The sequence below is a fragment of the Novosphingobium sp. NBM11 genome, from assembly GCF_015390225.1.
Lineage (GTDB): Bacteria > Pseudomonadota > Alphaproteobacteria > Sphingomonadales > Sphingomonadaceae > Novosphingobium.
The window spans coordinates 2,445,465-2,463,705 of the sequence record NZ_VUOG01000001.1 but is presented as its reverse complement, the minus strand read 5'-3'; the positions used below and the strand labels follow the sequence as shown (position 1 = coordinate 2,463,705).

Annotated in this window: 18 protein-coding genes; 10 read left to right on the top strand and 8 right to left on the bottom strand. The window is 66.8% G+C overall.

The annotated features are described in order from the left end of the window. Positions 1-130 precede the first annotated feature (130 nt). Entirely contained in the window at positions 131-1,231 is a 1,101-nt protein-coding gene (gene aroC, locus F1640_RS11815) for a chorismate synthase (RefSeq protein WP_194919333.1), read from the top strand. A 140-nt stretch (positions 1,232-1,371) separates the two neighbouring features. Here aroC and F1640_RS11810 read toward each other — a convergent pair whose 3' ends face one another. Then, complete coding sequence (locus F1640_RS11810; protein WP_125954473.1) at positions 1,372-2,145, bottom strand: enoyl-CoA hydratase-related protein; 774 nt, start codon at positions 2,143-2,145, stop codon at positions 1,372-1,374. Positions 2,146-2,291: 146 nt separating this feature from the next. Here F1640_RS11810 and F1640_RS11805 point away from each other — a divergent pair, with 146 nt between their 5' ends. Next, positions 2,292-3,602 (top strand): dicarboxylate/amino acid:cation symporter, encoded by a 1,311-nt coding sequence (locus F1640_RS11805; RefSeq protein WP_194919332.1) that lies wholly within the window; start codon positions 2,292-2,294, stop codon positions 3,600-3,602. Positions 3,603-3,759: 157 nt separating this feature from the next. Here the strand turns inward: F1640_RS11805 and F1640_RS11800 are convergent, their stop codons facing one another. The 3 genes from F1640_RS11800 to dapB are packed head-to-tail and all read right to left on the bottom strand — an operon-like array spanning position 3,760 to position 5,620. Continuing rightward, positions 3,760-4,188 carry a hypothetical protein gene (locus F1640_RS11800; protein WP_194919330.1) on the bottom strand — a complete coding sequence of 143 codons (429 nt, stop codon included), beginning with the start codon at positions 4,186-4,188 and terminating at the stop codon, positions 3,760-3,762. Next, positions 4,185-4,895, bottom strand: a complete 711-nt coding sequence (gene nth / locus F1640_RS11795; protein ID WP_194919329.1) for an endonuclease III — start codon at positions 4,893-4,895, stop codon at positions 4,185-4,187. The genes F1640_RS11800 and nth overlap by 4 nt, the downstream gene beginning before the upstream one ends. Continuing rightward, positions 4,892-5,620 (bottom strand): 4-hydroxy-tetrahydrodipicolinate reductase, encoded by a 729-nt coding sequence (dapB, locus tag F1640_RS11790; protein WP_194919328.1) that lies wholly within the window; start codon positions 5,618-5,620, stop codon positions 4,892-4,894. The genes nth and dapB overlap by 4 nt, the downstream gene beginning before the upstream one ends. 468 nt (positions 5,621-6,088) lie before the next feature. Here dapB and F1640_RS11785 point away from each other — a divergent pair, with 468 nt between their 5' ends. Then, on the top strand, positions 6,089-7,438 hold the full coding sequence (locus F1640_RS11785; RefSeq protein WP_194917264.1) for an IS1380 family transposase: 1,350 nt from the start codon (positions 6,089-6,091) through the stop codon (positions 7,436-7,438). Between the two features lie 442 nt (positions 7,439-7,880). Then, on the top strand, positions 7,881-8,579 hold the full coding sequence (locus tag F1640_RS11780) for an NAD-dependent deacylase (protein WP_194919327.1): 699 nt from the start codon (positions 7,881-7,883) through the stop codon (positions 8,577-8,579). 225 nt (positions 8,580-8,804) lie between these two features. On the opposite strand, the gene F1640_RS11775 is transcribed toward F1640_RS11780, so the two are convergent. From F1640_RS11775 to F1640_RS11760, 4 genes are all read right to left on the bottom strand, one after another. After that, positions 8,805-9,578, bottom strand: coding sequence for a HesA/MoeB/ThiF family protein (locus tag F1640_RS11775; protein WP_194919326.1), 774 nt, complete (start codon positions 9,576-9,578; stop codon positions 8,805-8,807). A 16-nt stretch (positions 9,579-9,594) separates the two neighbouring features. Next, on the bottom strand, positions 9,595-10,968 hold the full coding sequence (locus F1640_RS11770; RefSeq protein ID WP_124809719.1) for a class II 3-deoxy-7-phosphoheptulonate synthase: 1,374 nt from the start codon (positions 10,966-10,968) through the stop codon (positions 9,595-9,597). Positions 10,969-11,072: 104 nt separating this feature from the next. Continuing rightward, entirely contained in the window at positions 11,073-13,976 is a 2,904-nt protein-coding gene (locus F1640_RS11765) for a pitrilysin family protein (RefSeq protein ID WP_194919325.1), read from the bottom strand. A 69-nt stretch (positions 13,977-14,045) separates the two neighbouring features. After that, positions 14,046-14,645, bottom strand: coding sequence for an FKBP-type peptidyl-prolyl cis-trans isomerase (locus F1640_RS11760; RefSeq protein WP_194919324.1), 600 nt, complete (start codon positions 14,643-14,645; stop codon positions 14,046-14,048). 166 nt (positions 14,646-14,811) lie between these two features. On the opposite strand from F1640_RS11760, the gene F1640_RS11755 reads away from it, so the two are divergent. The 6 genes from F1640_RS11755 (at position 14,812) to F1640_RS11730 (ending at position 18,185) form a co-directional block, all read left to right on the top strand. Further along, on the top strand, positions 14,812-15,111 hold the full coding sequence (locus F1640_RS11755) for a hypothetical protein (protein ID WP_124809716.1): 300 nt from the start codon (positions 14,812-14,814) through the stop codon (positions 15,109-15,111). A gap of 87 nt (positions 15,112-15,198) precedes the next feature. After that, positions 15,199-15,780, top strand: a complete 582-nt coding sequence (locus F1640_RS11750; RefSeq protein WP_194919323.1) for a NifU family protein — start codon at positions 15,199-15,201, stop codon at positions 15,778-15,780. Between the two features lie 61 nt (positions 15,781-15,841). Beyond that, positions 15,842-16,435: a malonic semialdehyde reductase gene (locus F1640_RS11745; protein ID WP_194919322.1), complete on the top strand. Its 594-nt coding sequence runs from the start codon at positions 15,842-15,844 to the stop codon at positions 16,433-16,435. Between the two features lie 27 nt (positions 16,436-16,462). Next, a complete protein-coding gene (tsaB, locus tag F1640_RS11740) occupies positions 16,463-17,092 on the top strand; it encodes a tRNA (adenosine(37)-N6)-threonylcarbamoyltransferase complex dimerization subunit type 1 TsaB (protein ID WP_194919320.1) in 630 nt (209 codons plus the stop codon). Beyond that, positions 17,089-17,559 (top strand): GNAT family N-acetyltransferase, encoded by a 471-nt coding sequence (locus F1640_RS11735; protein ID WP_194919318.1) that lies wholly within the window; start codon positions 17,089-17,091, stop codon positions 17,557-17,559. Before tsaB ends, F1640_RS11735 begins: the two co-directional genes overlap by 4 nt. 161 nt (positions 17,560-17,720) lie before the next feature. Next, positions 17,721-18,185 carry a MucR family transcriptional regulator gene (locus F1640_RS11730; protein WP_124809711.1) on the top strand — a complete coding sequence of 155 codons (465 nt, stop codon included), beginning with the start codon at positions 17,721-17,723 and terminating at the stop codon, positions 18,183-18,185. Positions 18,186-18,241: the final 56 nt, after the last annotated feature.

Sequence of the window (18,241 nt, the reverse complement as noted above, 5' to 3'; positions counted from 1 at the left end):
GCGCGCTTTCTAACAGAATGTTACCAAAATGGGCGCATTTTCTGCGATAGGCGCAAAGTGCGGCGATGAATATCGCAGACAAGCATGCCGGCATGGACATTTCCGGCGAATCCCGACAAAGCCGCAGCCCATGAGCCTGAACAGCTTCGGACACGTCTTCCGCTTCACCACCTGGGGGGAAAGCCATGGCCCCGCGCTTGGCGCGGTCGTCGACGGGTGCCCGCCCGGCATCCCGCTGACCGAAGCGGACATCCAGCCGTTCCTCGACGCGCGCCGCCCCGGCCAGTCGCGCTTCACCACGCAGCGGCAGGAACCGGACCAGGTCCGCATCCTTTCCGGCGTGTTCGAGACGGCCGACGGCGTGCGGCGCACCACCGGCACCCCGATCAGCCTGATGATCGAGAACGTGGACCAGCGTTCGAAGGACTATGGCGACGTGGCCAAGGCCTATCGCCCCGGCCATGCTGACTATGCCTATGACGCCAAGTACGGTTTTCGCGATTATCGCGGCGGCGGGCGGTCTTCCGCGCGCGAAACCGCCGCGCGCGTGGCGGCGGGCGCGGTGGCACGCAAAGTGCTGGACGGCGTGGCGATCACCGGCTGGGTCAGCGAAATCGGCGGCGACGCGATCGATCCCGCCCGGTTCGATGCGGCGGAAATCGGCCGAAATCCGTTCTTCTGCCCCGATGCCGAAGCCGCCGCGCGCTGGGAAAAGCGGGTGGACGAGGCGCGCAAGGCCGGCTCATCGCTGGGCGCGGTGGTCGAATGCGTGGCCACCGGCGTCCCCGCCGGCTGGGGCGCGCCGCTCTATGCCAAGCTCGATGCCGAACTTGCCCACGCGATGATGGGAATCAACGCGGTGAAAGGCGTGGAAATCGGCGATGGCTTCGCCGCCGCGCGCAACACCGGCGAAGGCAACGCCGATCCGATGCGGCCCAAGCGGCCGGACGAGGGCAACGACGGCCCGGCGTTCCTCGCCAACCATGCCGGCGGCGTGGCCGGCGGCATTTCCACCGGCCAGCCGGTGGTGGTGCGCGTGGCGTTCAAGCCCACATCGTCGATTCTCACGCCGATGCCCACGATCACGCGCGAGGGCGAGGCGACCGAGCTGTTCACCAAGGGCCGCCACGATCCGTGCGTGGGCATTCGCGGCGTGCCGGTGGTGGAAGCGATGATGGCGCTGGTGCTGGCCGACCAGAAGCTGCTGCACCGCGCGCAGACCGGGCGCTGAGGCGGCAGAGACCCGCTTCACCCCCTCCCCGTTATCCCGGGCTTGACCTGGTATCCCACTGGAATAGCGGAAAAATCGGGATACCCGATCACGTCCGGGATAACGGCCGTGCAATCCGTTACGAGACGGTCACAGGAAGCCTACCGCCCCTGCCATTCCGGCGCGCGCTTTTCGGCGAAGGCGCGCGGCCCTTCGGCGGCATCGGCGCTGTTGAACCACGTCCCGAACGCGGGATAGCGCGCCTGGTTGGCGAGCGCGGAAGCCAGATCGGGTTCGTCCAGCCCGCGCATCACCGCCTGCTTGGACGCGCGGACGGAAAGCGGCGCGCCTTTCAGGATCGCCGCCGTCCAGCGCTCCACCGCCGCGTCCAGGTCCCCATCGGGCACCACCTCGGTCACGAAGCCCAGCCGCTCGCCCTCGCGCGCGTCGACCCGGCGCGAGGCGAGGATCATGCCCATCGCCTGCTTCAGGCCGATCTGGCGGGCAAGGCGGTGCACGCCACCGCCCAGCGCCACCGCGCCCACCAGCGGTTCGGGCAGGCCGAATCCCGCGCTTTCTACCGCGATGATGATGTCGCAGGCCAGCGCCAGCTCGAATCCGCCGCCCAGCGCCAGGCCGTTGACCGCCGCGATGATCGGCTTGTCGCAATCGAACCGCTGGATCAGGCCGGCATAGCCGTGCGCCGGATAGGGCTTGCGCCCTTCCGCCACCACGGATTTCAGATCGGTGCCGGCGCAGAAGGCCCGGCCCGCGCCCGTTACCACGCAGATCCACTGTTCCGGATCGGCGGCGAAGGCGTTGAACGCCTGCTCCAGTTCGTCGTGCATCGCCGCGTTGATGGCGTTCAGCACCTCCGGCCGCGCCAGTTCGATCCGCGTCACCCGTCCGCGCCGCTCCACCCTGATATGCTGCATCCCATCCCTCTTTCCTGATTTTCGCGGCGCAACCTATGCACCTTTGTCGTGGATGAACACCCGCCGATGGCGTTGCGGGGGGCGGATACGGCCGTTAGTCTCAGCCGCAACAACTGCAGCGACATTTCAGCGGGAGCGATCGTGCCTTGGCCAAGCGCCTTACCCTCTACATCGTGATCGGCATGATCGCCGGCATTCTCGTCGGCTATGCGCTCAACCGCGCCTACCCCGCCAGCGATCCCTCGCTCGCCTTCTATGCCGATCTGTTGAAGCTGCTGCCGGAGATTTTCCTTCATCTTATCAAGATGATCATCGCGCCGCTGGTCTTCGCCACGCTGGTCAGCGGCATCGCCGGCATGGGCGATAGCGCCGCGCTCGGGCGGATCGGCGGGCGGGCGCTGGGCTGGTTCATCACCGCCAGCCTCATCTCGATCGGGCTGGGGCTGGTGCTGGTCAACCTGTTCCAGCCCGGCGTCGGCCTCGCGTTCGAGGCGGCGGGGCCGGTCAAGGATCTGGCGACGGCGGACTTCACACTGCGTCACTTCATCCTGGCCGTGTTCCCCACCAGCATCATCGACGCGATGGCGCGCAACGATGTGCTGCAAGTGCTTGTCTTCTCGTTGTTCTTCGGCGTCGCGCTGTCGGCGCTGGGCAAGAAGGGCACGATGATCGTCGAAGGGTGCGATGCGCTGGCGCAAGTCATGCTCACGATCACCGACTACGTTATGCGCCTTGCCCCGCTTGCGGTGTTCGGTGCGCTCGCCGCCGTGATCGCCACCAAGGGCCTTGGCATTATCATTACCTACGGCGTGTTCGTCAGCGAATTCTATTTCGGCCTGCTGCTGCTGTGGACGCTGCTGTTCACGATGGGCACCGCGTTCCTGGGCAAACGCGCGCTGTTGCTCGCGCGCTATATCCGCCAGCCGGTGCTGCTCGCCTTTTCCACCGCCAGTTCGGAAAGCGCGCTGCCCAAGCTGTTCGAACAGCTTGATCGCTTCGGCGTGCCGCGCCGTATATCGGGCTTCGTGCTGCCGCTGGGCTACAGCTTCAACCTCGACGGGTCGATGATGTACACCAGCTTCGCCACGATGTTCATCGCGCAGGCTTACAACATCCCGCTGTCCGCCGGGCAGCAGATCGCCATGCTGTTGACGCTGATGGTCACCTCGAAGGGCATCGCCGGCGTGCCGCGCGCCAGCCTCGTCGTGATCGCGGCCACGCTGACGCAGTTCGGCCTGCCGGTGGAGGGCGTGGCGCTGCTGCTCGGCGTGGATACGTTCCTCGACATGGGCCGCACCGCCACCAACGTCGTCGGCAACGCGGTGGCGACGTCGGTCATCACCAAGTGGGAAGGCATGTTGCAGCCCCCGCTCGATCCCGATGCCGAACCGCCGATGCCCCCGCACGGCACACCCGAACACGGCCGGAAGGGGCTCAATCTCGATCCGGATCAATAGGCCCGATCAGGAGGGGTTCGGCGCAACGCCAAAGCACCCGGACTCCCCGAAATGAGGCCCCAAACCGCGCAAAACGTAACGTAACGAAGTGCCCGAGGTGACGTTACAGGAAGGGTCTGGCGCCAGGCCTCGCCCCCGCCCCGCCGCCAGAAAAACCCTACTTTTTCAGCTTCTTCGCCAGTTCCACCGGCTGGAAACTGCCCAGCCCGCACGATCCGCGCGGGCCGCCGCCACCGCCCGTGGCAATCACGGTGATGATGTCGGTGTTGCACAGCTGCGACAGCGAGGTCGCGTAGCTGAACGCCCGCTCGAAGCCCAGCGAACTGCAGCGATAGGGCAGCGTGTTGCGGTACCACTTGTTGCCCGCCGTGCGGAAATCGATCGTCCAGTCGTCGCGCACCTGGCTTTCGCGAATCCCGACCAGCGGAATGCAGCTTACCGCCGGGCCGGTGGGCGTGGCGGCGGGCACGTCGCGCCGATGTCCGTCCGGGGAGTTGGTCCCGGCGGCCATCCCCATCGAACCGCCGATCGCGGTGGCGGCAGCGGTGGCCAGAATCAGGCCGGCGGCGTATCCCGTGCGTTTCATGGCGTGCTCTCCTTGCTTCCCCGCGTTTTCGTGCGCGCGGCGGGCGCCTTCGCGGAGTCGGGCTTCACGCCCTTGGCCGGAGTTTTCGCCTTGTAGGCGCAAAGGTCAATCACCGGGCAACGCCAGCATTCGGGCGTGCGCGCCTTGCAGATATAGCGGCCGTGCAGGATCAGCCAGTGGTGCGCGCCTACGCGGAACGGCTGCGGCACCTTCTTTTCGAGCTGCTTCTCCACCGCCAGCGGCGTCTTGCCCTTCGCCAGCCCGGTGCGGTTGCCCACGCGGAAGATATGCGTGTCGACCGCGAACGTCTCCGCGCCGAACGCGCAGTTCATCACGACATTGGCGGTCTTGCGGCCCACGCCGGGCAGTTCGGTCAGCTTGTCGCGGTCGGCCGGAACCTCGCCGCCGTAATCGCGCACCAGGATTTCGGACAGCGCGATCACGTTCCTGGCCTTGGCGTTGAACAGGCCGATCGTCTTGACGTGCTGCTTCAGCCCTTCTTCGCCCAGATCGATCATCGCCTGCGGCGTCTTCACGTCGCGAAACAGCGCGCGCGTGGCCTTGTTGACGCCCACGTCGGTCGCCTGCGCCGAAAGCACCACCGCCACCAGCAGCTGATAGGTATTGCCGAACTCCAGCTCGGTCTGCGGATCGGGGTTGGTTTCCGCCAGCCGCCGGAAGAACTCGAAGATCGCGTCCTTCTTCAAAGCCCCAGCACCTCCGGCATGGTATAGCGCCCGGCCGCGCGCCCGATCAGCCATTCCGCCGCGCGCACCGCGCCCCGCGCGAAAATCGCCCTGTTTTCCGCGAGATGCGACAGCGAAACACGCTCGTTGTCGGCCAGGAAATGCACGGTGTGGTCGCCCGCCACGGTGCCGCCGCGCAGCGAAGCGAAGCCGATCGTGCCCGCTTTCCGCGCGCCGGTGATGCCATCGCGCCCGCGCACCGCTTCCTCGGCCAGCGACACGGCGCGGCCCTTCGCCGCCGCCTCGCCCAGCAGCAGCGCGGTGCCCGAAGGCGCGTCCACTTTCATGCGGTGGTGCGTCTCGACGATCTCGATGTCCCAGTCCTCGCCCAGCCGGCTCGCCGCCTCGCGCACCAGATGGGCGAGCAGCGTCACCCCCAGCGAGGTGTTGCCGGTCTGGAGCACGGCCACCGCATCCGCCGCCGCATCGCACAGGAAATGGTGGCGTTCCTCCAGCCCCGTGGTGCCGATCACGATCGGCACGCCCGCCGACACCGCCGCATCGAGATTGCCTTCGAGCGCCGCCGGAGCCGAGAAATCGACCAGCACGTCGCTCGCCCGCGCCAGCGCCAGCACATCGCCGCCCCGGTCGATTCCGCCCGCCAGATCATGCCCCGCCGCCGCAACCGCCGCGCACAGCGCCTGCCCCATGCGTCCTTCACTGCCGATAATTCCGATTCTGGCCATGGCTCACCCCGTTTGCGCGGAGCTTCATGGGCGCGATGCGCGCACTGCGCAATATCGTCGTCCGCACCGGCGCGGGCATCTGGACGGCAAACCTGCGAAACCCGGGGATGAGCTGGTGACTTCTAGAAAAGATATTAAATCAAAGGTTTAGTTTTGTCCGAAGCCACCGCCACGGAAGGGTCGTCGCACCCACGGCAAAGTTGAAGACGGTTTGTTAACCACGCCAATCTATAAAACGCTCATCGCACTTATCGAATCACGTCATTTATTCGTTTCATCGATCCAAGCGGGTCGATTTTTGCCTACCGCTTTGATTGAGCGTGGCGAGACTTGGATGTTAGCCCGGCTTATTCACCGCGTTGGGCCGAGAGGGTTGGCGGGAGTGGCATAAGCCTCTGATCTGAATTAGGAACTGGGTGTCTAAGCCGAACCTGCCGCAGGGCAGAAGATGCCACAGGCCACCCCGCCATGACCGACGATACTGCAAACCCATTCCGATTCCCAGCAGTGCGCAGCCGGAAAGTCACAGCCGCCTTTGATGGTGGTCGGCTGACCTCGGACGGCGGCGTCCTGCTACTGGCACAGGCTGAGCGCGCGATGGGCATCTGCCGTCGGCTTGCCGCTTGCATAGCCGACCCGCGTGACCCTGGCCGGGTGATCCATGCGCTGCCCGACATCCTGCGCGCCCGGGTGTTCGCGATCGCTTGCGGATACGAGGATGCCGACGATCTCGACGCCCTTCGCGACGATCCCGGCTTCCGCCTGGCGCTGGGCAAGCTGCCGGGCTCCGGTGCCGGGCTTGCGAGCCAACCCACGATGAGCCGCTGGGAGAACGCGCCGACCACGCGCGAACTGGCGAAGTTGATGGCCGCCATGATCGATATCTACTGCGCCAGCTATCCCACTTCGCCGGCGGCGGTGACGTTGGATATCGATGACACCTGCGATGTCGTCCACGGCTATCAGCAGCTCTCGTTCTGGAACGGGCACCATGGCGAGCGCTGCTTCCTGCCGATCCACGTCTACGACACCGCCAGTGGCCGGCCGGTGGCGATGCTGCTTCGCACCGGCAAGACGCCATCTGGCGCCGAAGCTGCTGGCCACATCCGGCGTCTGGTGCGTCACATCCGCCGGCACTGGCCCGATACCCACCTCACCATCCGCGGTGACGGGCACTATGGCCGCCCCGAGGTCATGGCGTTCTGCGAGGCGTACGGCATCGATTACGTGTTCGGCCTGCCAACCAACGCTGCGCTGCGGGCCGATCCCGCCATCGTCGCCGTCGCCGATACCTGCGCGGTCAAGCGGGCCGAGGAGCAGCGTGTGATCCTGCGAAACTATGCCGAGACCCGCTACGGCGCCAAAAGCTGGAAGGGCCAGCGCCGCGTCGTCGCCCGGATCGAGGCCAGCACGCTGGGCATGGACATCCGCTATGTCGTCACTTCGCTGACCCAAGGCTCGGCCGAGCACATCTACGACACGCTCTACTGTGCCCGCGGCCAGGCCGAAAACCTGATCAAGCGGCACAAGACCCAGCTCGCCAGCGATCGCACCTCGTGCCGCTCGGCCAATGCCAACCAGATGCGCCTCATTCTGCACACCGCCGCCTACTGGCTCCTGTGGCGGATCCAGCAAGAAATCCCAAAATCTGCCGCGCTTGCCGTCGCCGAGTTCGCAACGATCCGCCTCCGGTTGCTCAAGGTCGCCGCCCGCGTCATTGAATCCGCAACGCGCATCCGCATCGCCTTCGCGTCAGCATGCCCCGATGCCGCCACGTTCAAGGCCGTCGCCACCAACCTTCGGCCTGCTCCTACATAGCCCGCGCGGCCGTGCCGCCGAACCGCAAGCCCCCCTCCATTAACCCCGAAAAGCCCATCGATCCCACCGCGGTGAAAAACACCGCCAGAGGCGCTCGTCCGGATCACATCACCGAAAACGCATCGCCACCCAACAAGCCCGGAACCTCAGTCTCATGAATAGGCCGGGTTAGACCTTTGTGGGGCAGGATGACCTTGTGAAGGTATTGGTCTCGTTCCACACGCAATTCAGCCAAATGCCTCCCGATGCGGTTTGGCTTATCGAGAGTGACGCTCGACCTTGCGGAAGCGTTTGCTCGGTATGGTGAGGTGCTTGCCCTGCAAGACGGCTTCACAATCACATCGATGAAAGACAATAGCCATTAGTCGCGAACGATCGTGCTTGCCTGCATCAGGATTTTTGGGGGCGCGCGCGTTCATAATTCGGAGGGCATAACTCCCAGATGGCAGCCATTCGCAACATCGTGATCCTCACCGGTGCGGGCATCAGTGCGGAAAGCGGCATCGATACGTTTCGCGGAGCGGGCGGGTTGTGGGAGAACCACCGGGTGGAGGACGTTGCCACGCCCGAAGCCTTCGAGCGCGATCCCGATCTGGTGCTGCGCTTCTACGACATGCGCCGCGCGGCGATCCAGACGCGCGAACCCAATGCCGCCCACACCGCGCTCGCGCGGCTGGACCGGGAATGGCGGGGCAACCTGCTGATCGTGACGCAAAATGTGGATGACCTGCATGAGCGCGGGGGCGCAAGAAGAGTGCTCCACATGCACGGCGAGCATCTCAACGCCTGGTGCACCGCCTGCGACGCGCGTTCGCGCTGGACCGGGCCGCTGATCGACCGCCCGCCCTGCCCGGTATGCGGCGCCCCGGCGCTGCGGCCGGACATCGTGTGGTTCGGCGAGATGCCCTATCGCATGGAAGAGATTTACGACGCGCTGCGCGCGGCGGACCTGTTCGTCTCGATCGGGACGTCGGGCGCGGTCTATCCCGCCGCCGGCTTCGTCCGCAACGCGCGCGATCTGGGCGCGGCCACGCTGGAACTCAATCTCGAACGCTCGCAGGGGTCCGGCTGGTTCGACGCAAGCCGGCTCGGCCCGGCGACCGAACTGGTCCCGGCCTGGGTGGACGAACTGCTAGGCTGACTGTGGAGAGCATGATGACTCAAGTTTGATCCGCTTCGTCATTGCGAGCGTAGCGAAGCAATCCAGAGCCCCCCGCGCAACCCTGGATTGCCGCGGGGCTTTGCCCCTCGCAATGACGATTGAAGGCTATGTCATCAGATTATAGGTCGCGCAGGGATCGCAGAGGGCGCGGAGGAGTGGTCGGCTTCGACGACGCGCTTTCCGCGATTCCAGCGCGAACCCGCTCTACTGACCGCCGCCACACCCCCGGCATTCGGGGTCTTTCGCGATGCGCATCGCCCGCAGCGAGGGCTTGAGGCCGTCGAACACGTGCAACTGGCCCCACTGCGGATCGCCGAGCGAGGCCACGCCTTCCAGCAGCGCGCGCAGGGCGTGCATCGCCCCGAACGCGCCGATCATGCCCACCATCGCCCCCAGCACGCCCAGATCGGCGCAGGAATCGCAGTCCTCGGCATCGAAGGCATCGCCCACGAAGCAGCGGTAGCAGGAATGCCCTGCGCGATGGCCGGCGAAGTTCGCCACCTGTCCCTGGAAGCGGCCGAGCGCGGCGCTGGTCAGCGGAATGCCAGCCGCCACGCAGGCGTCCGACACCGCCAGCCGCGTGGCAAAGTTGTCGCAGCCATCGAGCACGAGGTCCGCGCCGGCGATCAGCTCCGCCGCGTTGCCCCGGTCGATCCGCGCCACGCGCACGTCAAAATTGATTGCGGGATCAAAGGCTTGCAACCATTCGCCCGCAACCTCTGCCTTCGGTCGCCCGATCGCGGCGGGGGTAAAGATCGTCTGGCGCTGGAGGTTCGACGCCTCGATCACGTCATCGTCGATCAGCGTGAACCGCTCGATCCCCGCACCCGCCAGGTATTGCAGCGCGGGCGAGCCGATTCCGCCCAGCCCCACCAGCACCACGTGCGAACGCACCAGCTTCGCCTGCCCCGCGCCGCCCACGTCGGGCAGCACGATATGGCGGGCGAAGCGGTCCAGTCTGTCCGGCGCCAGCGTCATGCCGCGAATCCGGCGGTCAGGCCGCCTCGGCCTTGCTGCCCGCCAGTTCCAGGTTGAGCATTTCCGCCAGCAGGAACGCCAGTTCCAGCGATTGCCCGGCGTTGAGGCGCGGATCGCAATGCGTGTGATAGCGGTCCGCCAGCCCTTCCTGGGTGATCGCGATCGCGCCGCCGGTGCATTCGGTCACGTCCTTGCCGGTCATCTCGATGTGGATACCGCCGGCATGGGTGCCTTCCGCGCGGTGGACGGCGAAAAAGCCCTTCACTTCCGAGAGGATACGGTCGAACGGACGGGTCTTGTAGCCGTTGTCCGCCTTGATCACGTTGCCGTGCATCGGATCGCAGCTCCACACCACGGGATGCCCTTCGCGCTTCACCGCGCGCACCAGCGCCGGCAGGCCGGCTTCGACCTTGTCGTGCCCGAAGCGGCTGATCAGCGTGATGCGGCCCGCCTCGCGCGCCGGATTCAGCGTGTCGAGCAGGCGCAGCAGCGCGTCGGGCGCCAGGCTCGGCCCGCACTTCATGCCGATCGGATTGCCGACGCCGCGCAGGAATTCCACGTGCGCGGAGCCGTCGAACCGCGTGCGGTCGCCTATCCACAGCATGTGCGCGCTGGTGTCATACCAGTCGCCGGTCAGCGAATCCTGCCGCGTCATCGCCTGCTCGTACTGCAGCAGCAGCGCTTCGTGGCTGGTGTAGAAGCTGGTGCCCTGCAGCTGCGGCACGCTCGACGGATCGACGCCGCAGGCCTGCATGAAGTCCAGCGCCTCGCCGATCTTGTCGGCCATTTCGGTGAACTTCGCCGCCCACGGGCTGCGGCCGACGAAATCGAGCGTCCACTGGTGGACCTGCCGCAAATTGGCATAGCCGCCGCCGGCGAAGGCGCGCAGCAGGTTCAGCGTCGCCGCCGACTGGCTATAGGCGCGCAGCATCCGGTCGGGATCGGGAATCCGCGATTCGGGTGTGAAATCAATGCCGTTGATGTTGTCGCCGAGGTAGCTGGGCAGTTCCACGCCGCCCTGCGCTTCCACCGGCGAAGAGCGCGGCTTGGCGAACTGCCCGGCCATGCGGCCGACCTTCACCACCGGCTGCTTGCTGGCGAAGGTCAGCACCACCGCCATCTGCAGCAGCACGCGGAACGTGTCGCGAATCGTGTTCGGATGGAACTCGGCAAAGCTTTCGGCGCAGTCCCCGCCCTGGAGCAGGAAACCCTTGCCCGCGCCCACTTTCGCCAGCTCGGCCTTCAGCGCGCGTGCTTCGCCCGCAAAGACCAGCGGCGGAAAGCTCGTCAGGGTCGTCTCGACCTCGCCCAGCTTTTCGGCATCGGGATAAGCCGGCATGTGCCGCGCTTCTTGTCCCCGCCATGAATCCGCAGTCCAGTTGCTTGCCACGTTTCCTTCCTTTCAAGGGGCGGGGCCATACGCCTCCCTGTGGACAATTGCAAAGGAACCGTTGCGATCACCGTGATCGCTTTCCGCACCGTTGCGGACGCGCGCTATTGCCCCTTCTTTTCCGGCACCACTTCCAGCCGCCAGCTCTGGTCCTTGCGCAGATAGCGCGCGGCCATGGCCTGCATCCGTTCGGGCGTGGTCTGGCTGTAATCGGACAGGATCGAGCGCAGGTCGGCGAACTTCTGCGGCTCGGTCGCCCCGCCTTCCAGCTGGAACATGTAGAAGCCGTTGCCCGTGCTGGCCCGCGTGATCAGCTGCTTGAGCGGCTCGGTCACGCGCGCGATCTCGTCGGCGGTGGGCGGCGTCGCGGCCAGATCGGCGGCGATCTTGTCGGCGGCGGCGAAGAACGCCGGCAGGTCCTGCGGGCGCAACTGCACCGTGGCGGCGAGGTATCCGCCGGTGGGCAGGTCCAGCGGCCAGGTCGAGGCCACCTGCGGCGCATAGCTCGCCCCGATCTTCTCGCGCATCTCGTCGAACAGGCGGTTGTTGATGATCTGCGCCAGGAGTTCGAGCTGGCGCGATTCGTGGACGCCGGCGCGCCCGCCGCCGGTCGGCCAGGCGACCAGCGCGGCGGCGGTGTTGGCATCGCCGCGGTGCGTCAGCACCAGCGGTTCCTCGTTGTGCGCGGGGATGTGCGGGGCCAGCGTGGACGCGGGCGCCGGATCGCGCTTCGGCAGCGCGCCGAAGGTCTTTTCCAGCGCGGTGATCGCGTCCTCGCGCTTGAAATCGCCGAACATGTCAATCTCGATCGGCCCCTGCTTCAGCAGCGGCTCCCACACCTGGCGGAAGCCCTCGGGCGTCGCCTTGTCAAGCTCGGCGGGGGTCGGCACGGCATAGCGCGGATCGCGGTTCTTGAGCAGCCAGTTGGCATCGCGCGTCAGCACCGACTGGGGCGAAGCGGCATAGCTTTCATACTGCAACCGCGCCGCCGCGCGGGCGCGCAGCACCGGATTCGCGTCCCAGCGCGGCATGGCCAGCTTGCCCGCCATCAGGTAGAGCTGGTCGGCCATGTCCGCCGGGCGCGTATCGGCCGTCATCGTGAAATCGGTATCGTCGATATCGAAGTTCAGGCTCAGCTTGCGGCCCGTCGCCAGCCGGTCCAGATCCTCACGGCTCAGGTTGCCGAAGCCGCTGTCCATCAGCGCCGCCTCGGCCAGCGGACCATAGACCGCATCCTTCGGATCGATCGCGGCATAGCCGCCGCCGAAGCGCACTTTCATGATGATCCGGCCCGGTTCGGCATCGTTGGGCCACAGCAGCACCTTGACCCCGTTCGAGAGTTCGAGCTGCTCGATTTCGAGAATCCCGGTCTTCTGCGCCGAAGCCACCGTGCCCGGCGTGCCGATCGGCGGCAGGTCGGCGAACTTGATGGTGGAGGCGGCCAGGCGGCTGCCCTTGGCGGCATCGACCGGCGCCAGCAGCGCGGTGCGCAAGTCGGCGGCGGTCGCATCGCTGGCCGATGGCGTGATCAGCACCGGCCGCACCACCGTGCCGGTGAACAGCGTGCGCGTGTGCTGGAGCACGGCGGCCGGCGTGAACAGCGGAATGCTGCTCTTGAACACGTTGTAGACCGTTTCGGGCGATGCCACCGTCTCGCGGATGTCGACGGCGTTGACGATATCGTCGGCGAGCTTCGATCCGGCGAGCGTTTCCTGCGTTTCCACCGGCACCTTGAAGGCCACGTCGAACTCGGCGACCTCGCGCGCGATCTCTTCCTTGCTCGGCGGCGTGGTCAGCGCATCGGCGATCACCGCGCGCACGTCGCGCACCGCCGCCTTCCAGTCGTCACCCAGCGGGGTGACGTTGACGATCGTGGCGTCGGTGGAGCGGGAGATGTCCTGCTGTTCGACCGAGGCCGCCAGGAAACTGCCGCCCGCGCGCGCTTTCGCCTCCAGCCGGCGGTTGATCAGCGCCATCGCCAGCCGGTCGACCATCAGGCCCTGGTTATAGGGGATGGTGTCGTTGACTTTCACCCACGGGCGCAGGATCGCGTAGTTGAAGATGCGCGGCAGGTCCGGCTCCACCAGCACGCGCGCATCGCCCACCGGGTTCTTCGGATCGCCTCCGGCCGGCGCCGCCGGCTTGCCGAAATCGGGCTGCGCCGGCTTGGGGCCGGTGCCCTGCCACGGACCGAACCACTGGGTGATCTCCGCGATCAGCGCCTGGGGATCGGCATCGCCGGCCACCACGATCACCGCGTTGTCGGGCCGGTACCACTTGTCGTGGAACGCCTTGACGCTTTCCGATGTCGCCGCCTGCAGCGTCTCCACCGTGCCGATGGGGGACCGCGCCGCCAGCAGCTGCCCCTTGAAGAACAGCTCGCGCGTGCCGTCCAGCGCGCGGGCCTGCGCGCCGGACCGTTCGCGCATTTCGGCGAGCACGATCGGCACTTCGGTCTTGACCCCCTGCGGCGTGAAGATCGGCGCGGTGATCATGCCCGACAGCAGGCGGAACGTTTCGTCCAGCTTGGGCGGCGTGGCATCGGGAATGTCGAGCTTGTACACCGTCTGCGTCGCGGTGGTCTCGGCATTGGTGTCGCTGCCGAACGTCGCGCCCAGCCGCTGCCAGGTCGGCACCGCCTCGCCCGATTTCAGGTACTTCGAATCGCGGAAGGTCAGGTGCTCGATCAGGTGCGCGAAACCGCGCTGGCTGTCGGTCTCGTAAAGCGAGCCGGCATCGACCAGCACGCGGATCGAAACCTGCCCCGGCGGCACCCCGTTGCGACGCACGGCATAGCGCAGCCCGTTGGGCAGTTCGCCGAAGATCCATTCCTTGTCCTGCGGCACGTCGCTGCCGCGATAGAGCCACGGCACCGATGCTTTCGGCGCGGGCTTTGCCGCTGTGGCCGCGCGGCGGGCCGGAGCCCTTGCCTCGGCGACGGTGCCTGTCAGCAGCAGGACGGGAAGGATCAGGCAGAGATGGCGGGCGCGCCGGGAGAAGGACGTCATCCCGCCTCTATAGGAAGCGCGCGGATGAAGGGCCAGTGAATAGGACCGGCCCCGTTTCCGGCGGATCGGTCAGGGCTGCGGCGCGGCGGCGGCGCCCGGCGCGCCCTGCTGGGCCTGCGCCGCCTTGCGCATGGCTTCCACTTCGGCGGCGGACTTGTGGTCCACCAGTTCCACCTGGAACACCAGATCGGCGTTCGCCGGGATGTCGCCCGCGCCCTGCGCACCGTAGCCTTGCGCCGACGGCACGCACAGGCGGTAGATCGCGCCCTGCGGCAGCAGCTGCAGCCCTTCGGAAAAGCCCGGGATCACGCCGCCCACGGGGAACGCGGCCTGCATCCCCTGATCGAACACCGCGCCGGTGGCGGCGATGTAGCCGATGTAGTTGACCAGCACGAAATCGTCCTTGGTCGGCTTCGCGCCGTCGGCGGGCTTGAGCACGGTATAGCCGAGGCCCGACGCCGTCTTCAGCGCGCAGGCGCGCTGGCTGGCCGGGATCACGGGGTTCAGCGGCAGCGGGATGATCTGCCCCGCGGCCGCCGGCGCGGCGGGGGCCGCCGCCATGGCGAATCCCGGCGCGACGGCAAGGGCAAGGGCCGCCAGCGCAGCGGAAGCGCGGCCGGCGATAGCAGGAATGGCGGAGGGGCGCGGCGCGCGGGAGAAGGTGCTCATGCCGTCGCTATAAGGGCACGGGCTGGCGTCGAACAGTCGCGATTTGTCGCATATCGACCATCGGGATCGGGATTAAGACCTGCTTAACCATGGCCCGCCAGAAAGGCTTAACCACGTCATGGGAAAACCATGAGGCCCACAGCGAAGGCAGGAGCGAGTCGACCGGATGACGATCAGCAGCGATTATAGTTCTCCGGTCTGGGTCAATGGCTTTTCCTGCCGCAATTGTTCGGAAGTGGCGCTGGCCCAGAAGAACGTCGACCCCGCGAATCCCACGGCGGGGCCGTTCGGCGTCAACGATCCGAAGAAGGCCGATCGCAACGTTCTGTCGGCCGATCCGGCGCAGCATGATCGCATGAAGTCCATCCATTACGAGCTTCAGGCCTCGCAAGGGTCGTCGATCAGCGCGGCCTACAGCGGCGTGGCCACGGTCGCGCCGGGGCAGTTCGTCAACGTCACGGCCTGAACGCAGGGCCGGAACCCCGCCGCCAACCGGACACCGGCCTCACGCCCGGGGCTTGACCCCCTCCGCCGCGCGCCTACATGCACAAGTATGTTCATCGAAACCGAAACCACGCCTAACCCGGCCACGCTGAAGTTCCTGCCCGGCGAGCAGGTGATGCCATCGGGCACGCGCGAATTCCTCTCCGAAGAGGAAGCCGCCGCTTCGCCGCTGGCCGAGGCGCTGTTCACGCTGGGCGATGTGACCGGGGTGTTCTTCGGCCGCGATTTCGTCTCGGTCACGATCGCGCCGGGATCGCAGTGGTCGGATGCCAAGCCGCAGGTGCTTTCGGTGCTGCTCGATCACTTCGTCAGCCAGGCCCCGCTGTTCGCGCCCGGCACCGCCGCCGGCATCGTCGTTCCCGGCGAGGAGGCTGACGAGGACGTGGGTGACGATCCGGCCGACGCCGATGTCGTGGCGCAGATCCGCGAACTGATCGAAACCCGCATCCGCCCGGCGGTGGCGAACGACGGGGGCGACATCGTCTATCGCGGTTTCCGCGAGGGCGTGGTCTTTTTGCAGATGCAGGGCGCGTGCTCGGGCTGTCCGTCGTCCACGGCCACGCTCAAGCACGGCATCGAAAGCCTGCTGAAGCACTACGTGCCCGAAGTCAGCGAAGTCCGCGCCGCCTGATTCCGGGGGCTGCCGGCCCCAGGGCTGGCCCCCACTGCCCGAACAACGCCCAGGAGTCCTCATGTCCCAGCCGCTTGCCGATGCCGCGCTCGATCAGCTTTTCCGTACCGCGCGCACCTATAACGGGTATCTCGACAAGCCGGTGACCGAAGCGCAGCTTCACGCGATCTGGGACCTGATGAAGATGGGGCCGACCTCGGCCAACCAGATGCCCGCGCGGCTGGTCTGGTGCGTCACGCCGGAAGCCAAGGAAAAGCTCGCGGCGCTGGCCGGCGGCGCCAATCCCGACAAGATCCGGCAGGCCCCGGCCACCGTGATCATCGGCATGGACCTCGATTTCCATGAACAGTTGCCCTGGCTGTTCCCGCACACCGACGCCAAAAGCTGGTTCGACGGCAACGCGCCGCTGCGCGAGATTTCCGCCATGCGCAATTCCACGCTGCAGGGCGGCTACTTCATCCTCGCCGCGCGCGCGCTGGGGCTGGATACCGGGCCGATGTCGGGCTTCGACAACGCCGCCGTCGATGCCGCGTTCTTCGCCGATACGCCGCGCGTGAAGTCCAACTTCATCTCCACGCTGGGCTATGGCGATCCCGCCACGATCTTCGAGCGCAGCCCGCGCCCGGATTTCGGGACGTTCAACACGATCGCCTGACCGGCGCCTGACCGGCGGACCAACCCTATGAGACGTCTCGTCATCGACAGCGCGACGGAAGACTGCTCGGTCGCGCTGTTCGACGGGGATGACCTGATCGCGGGCGAATGCCTCGCGCTGGGGCGCGGCCACGCCGAACGGCTGGTGCCGATGATCGCCGCCCTGCCCGGGAAGGGCCGCGCCGATGCGATCGCGGTGGATTGCGGCCCCGGCAGCTTCACCGGCATCCGCGTCGGTCTTGCCGCCGCGCGCGCGCTGGCGCTGGCGTGGGGCGCGCGGATCGAAGGCTTCGAAAGCCTGGCGCTGGTCGCCGCCATGGCGCGGCGCGATCACCCGCACGCGGCCATCGATGTAGTCATGACCGGCGGGCACGGCGAATGGTTCTTCCAGTCCTTCGACGCGGCGGGCCGGCCGACCGAACCGGTGCTCTCGCTCGCGCCCGAGGACGCCGTGGCCCGCTCGGCCGCGCCGCTGGTCGCGGGCAGCCAGGCCGAAGCGGTGGCGGCGCGGCGTGGGGAAACCGGCGCGGCGCCTCTCGCCCTGGTGCTGCGGCCGGATGCGCGCGCCTTCGCGCTGCTCCCCGAACAGGCGATCGCCGCCGATCCCGCCCCCCGCTATGGCCGCGCGCCCGACGCGAAGCTGCCCCAACCGCGATGATCGCGCCCGAAGACGATCTCGACCGGATCATCAGCGTCATGGAGCGGGCGTTTCCGCCCGAATACGGCGAAGCCTGGAACCGCCGGCAGGTGGCCGACGCGCTGCTGCTCGGCCGCTGCCGCTACGGCCTGATCGGAGCCGACGGCGGTTCCGCCGTCGAACCGGGTGACGAAACCGCCGGCTTCTTCCTCGGCCGCAGTATTCTGGACGAAGAAGAACTTCTGCTTTTCGCGATCGCTCCCGAATACCGCCGACAGGGACTTGGCCACCGCCTTTTGTCGCGGTTCATCGACGAAGCGCGCGCGAACGGGATCAAACGCGTTTTTCTCGAGATGCGGCATGGCAATCCCGCGATGCATCTCTACACCGCGCATGGATTTACCCCGGTGGGCATCCGGCGCGCCTATTACCGGACGCCGGGCGGCGAACGGCTCGATGCGATCAGTCAGGAACTCGTATTGGACTGAGGCAATACGGCCGGCATGAAAAATCATTCATATTGCGGCCTTTCATGTAACAATGCGTTGTCTTGAAAACGAATGGTTCTATAGGAATTGATCCTATATGGTCCCTGGGACAACCATATCAAAATACGCAAAGCCATAAAACTCAGAAGGTCGACATAGAAATGAGTGAAATCGAAAACGACATGCGTGAAACGCTGATCACGCTCACATCGGACATTGTTGCCGCGCACGTCAGCAACAACAGTGTTTCGGTTGGCGATCTGCCCACGCTGATCTCGAACGTCTATTCGGCGCTCGCGGGCCTGAACCCCGGCGAACCCGCCCCCGAACCCGCGCCCGAGCCGGCGGTTTCGATCCGCGCGTCGGTCAAGAACGATCACATCGTCTGCCTGGAAGACGGCAAGAAGCTGAAAATGCTCAAGCGCCACCTCGCCACGCGCTACAACATGACGCCGGAACAGTACCGCGCGCGCTGGAACCTGCCCGCCGACTATCCCATGGTCGCGCCGGCCTATGCCGAAAAGCGCCGCGAACTGGCCAAGAAGATCGGCCTGGGCCGCAAGCCCGCCACGCCGGCCCCTGCCGCGCCCAAGCGTGGCCGCGCGAAGGCCGCCGCGGCGTCCTGAACCCGCCGCGTCTTCGCAGGTTGAAGAATTGGCCCGCCGGTCTATGATCGGCGGGC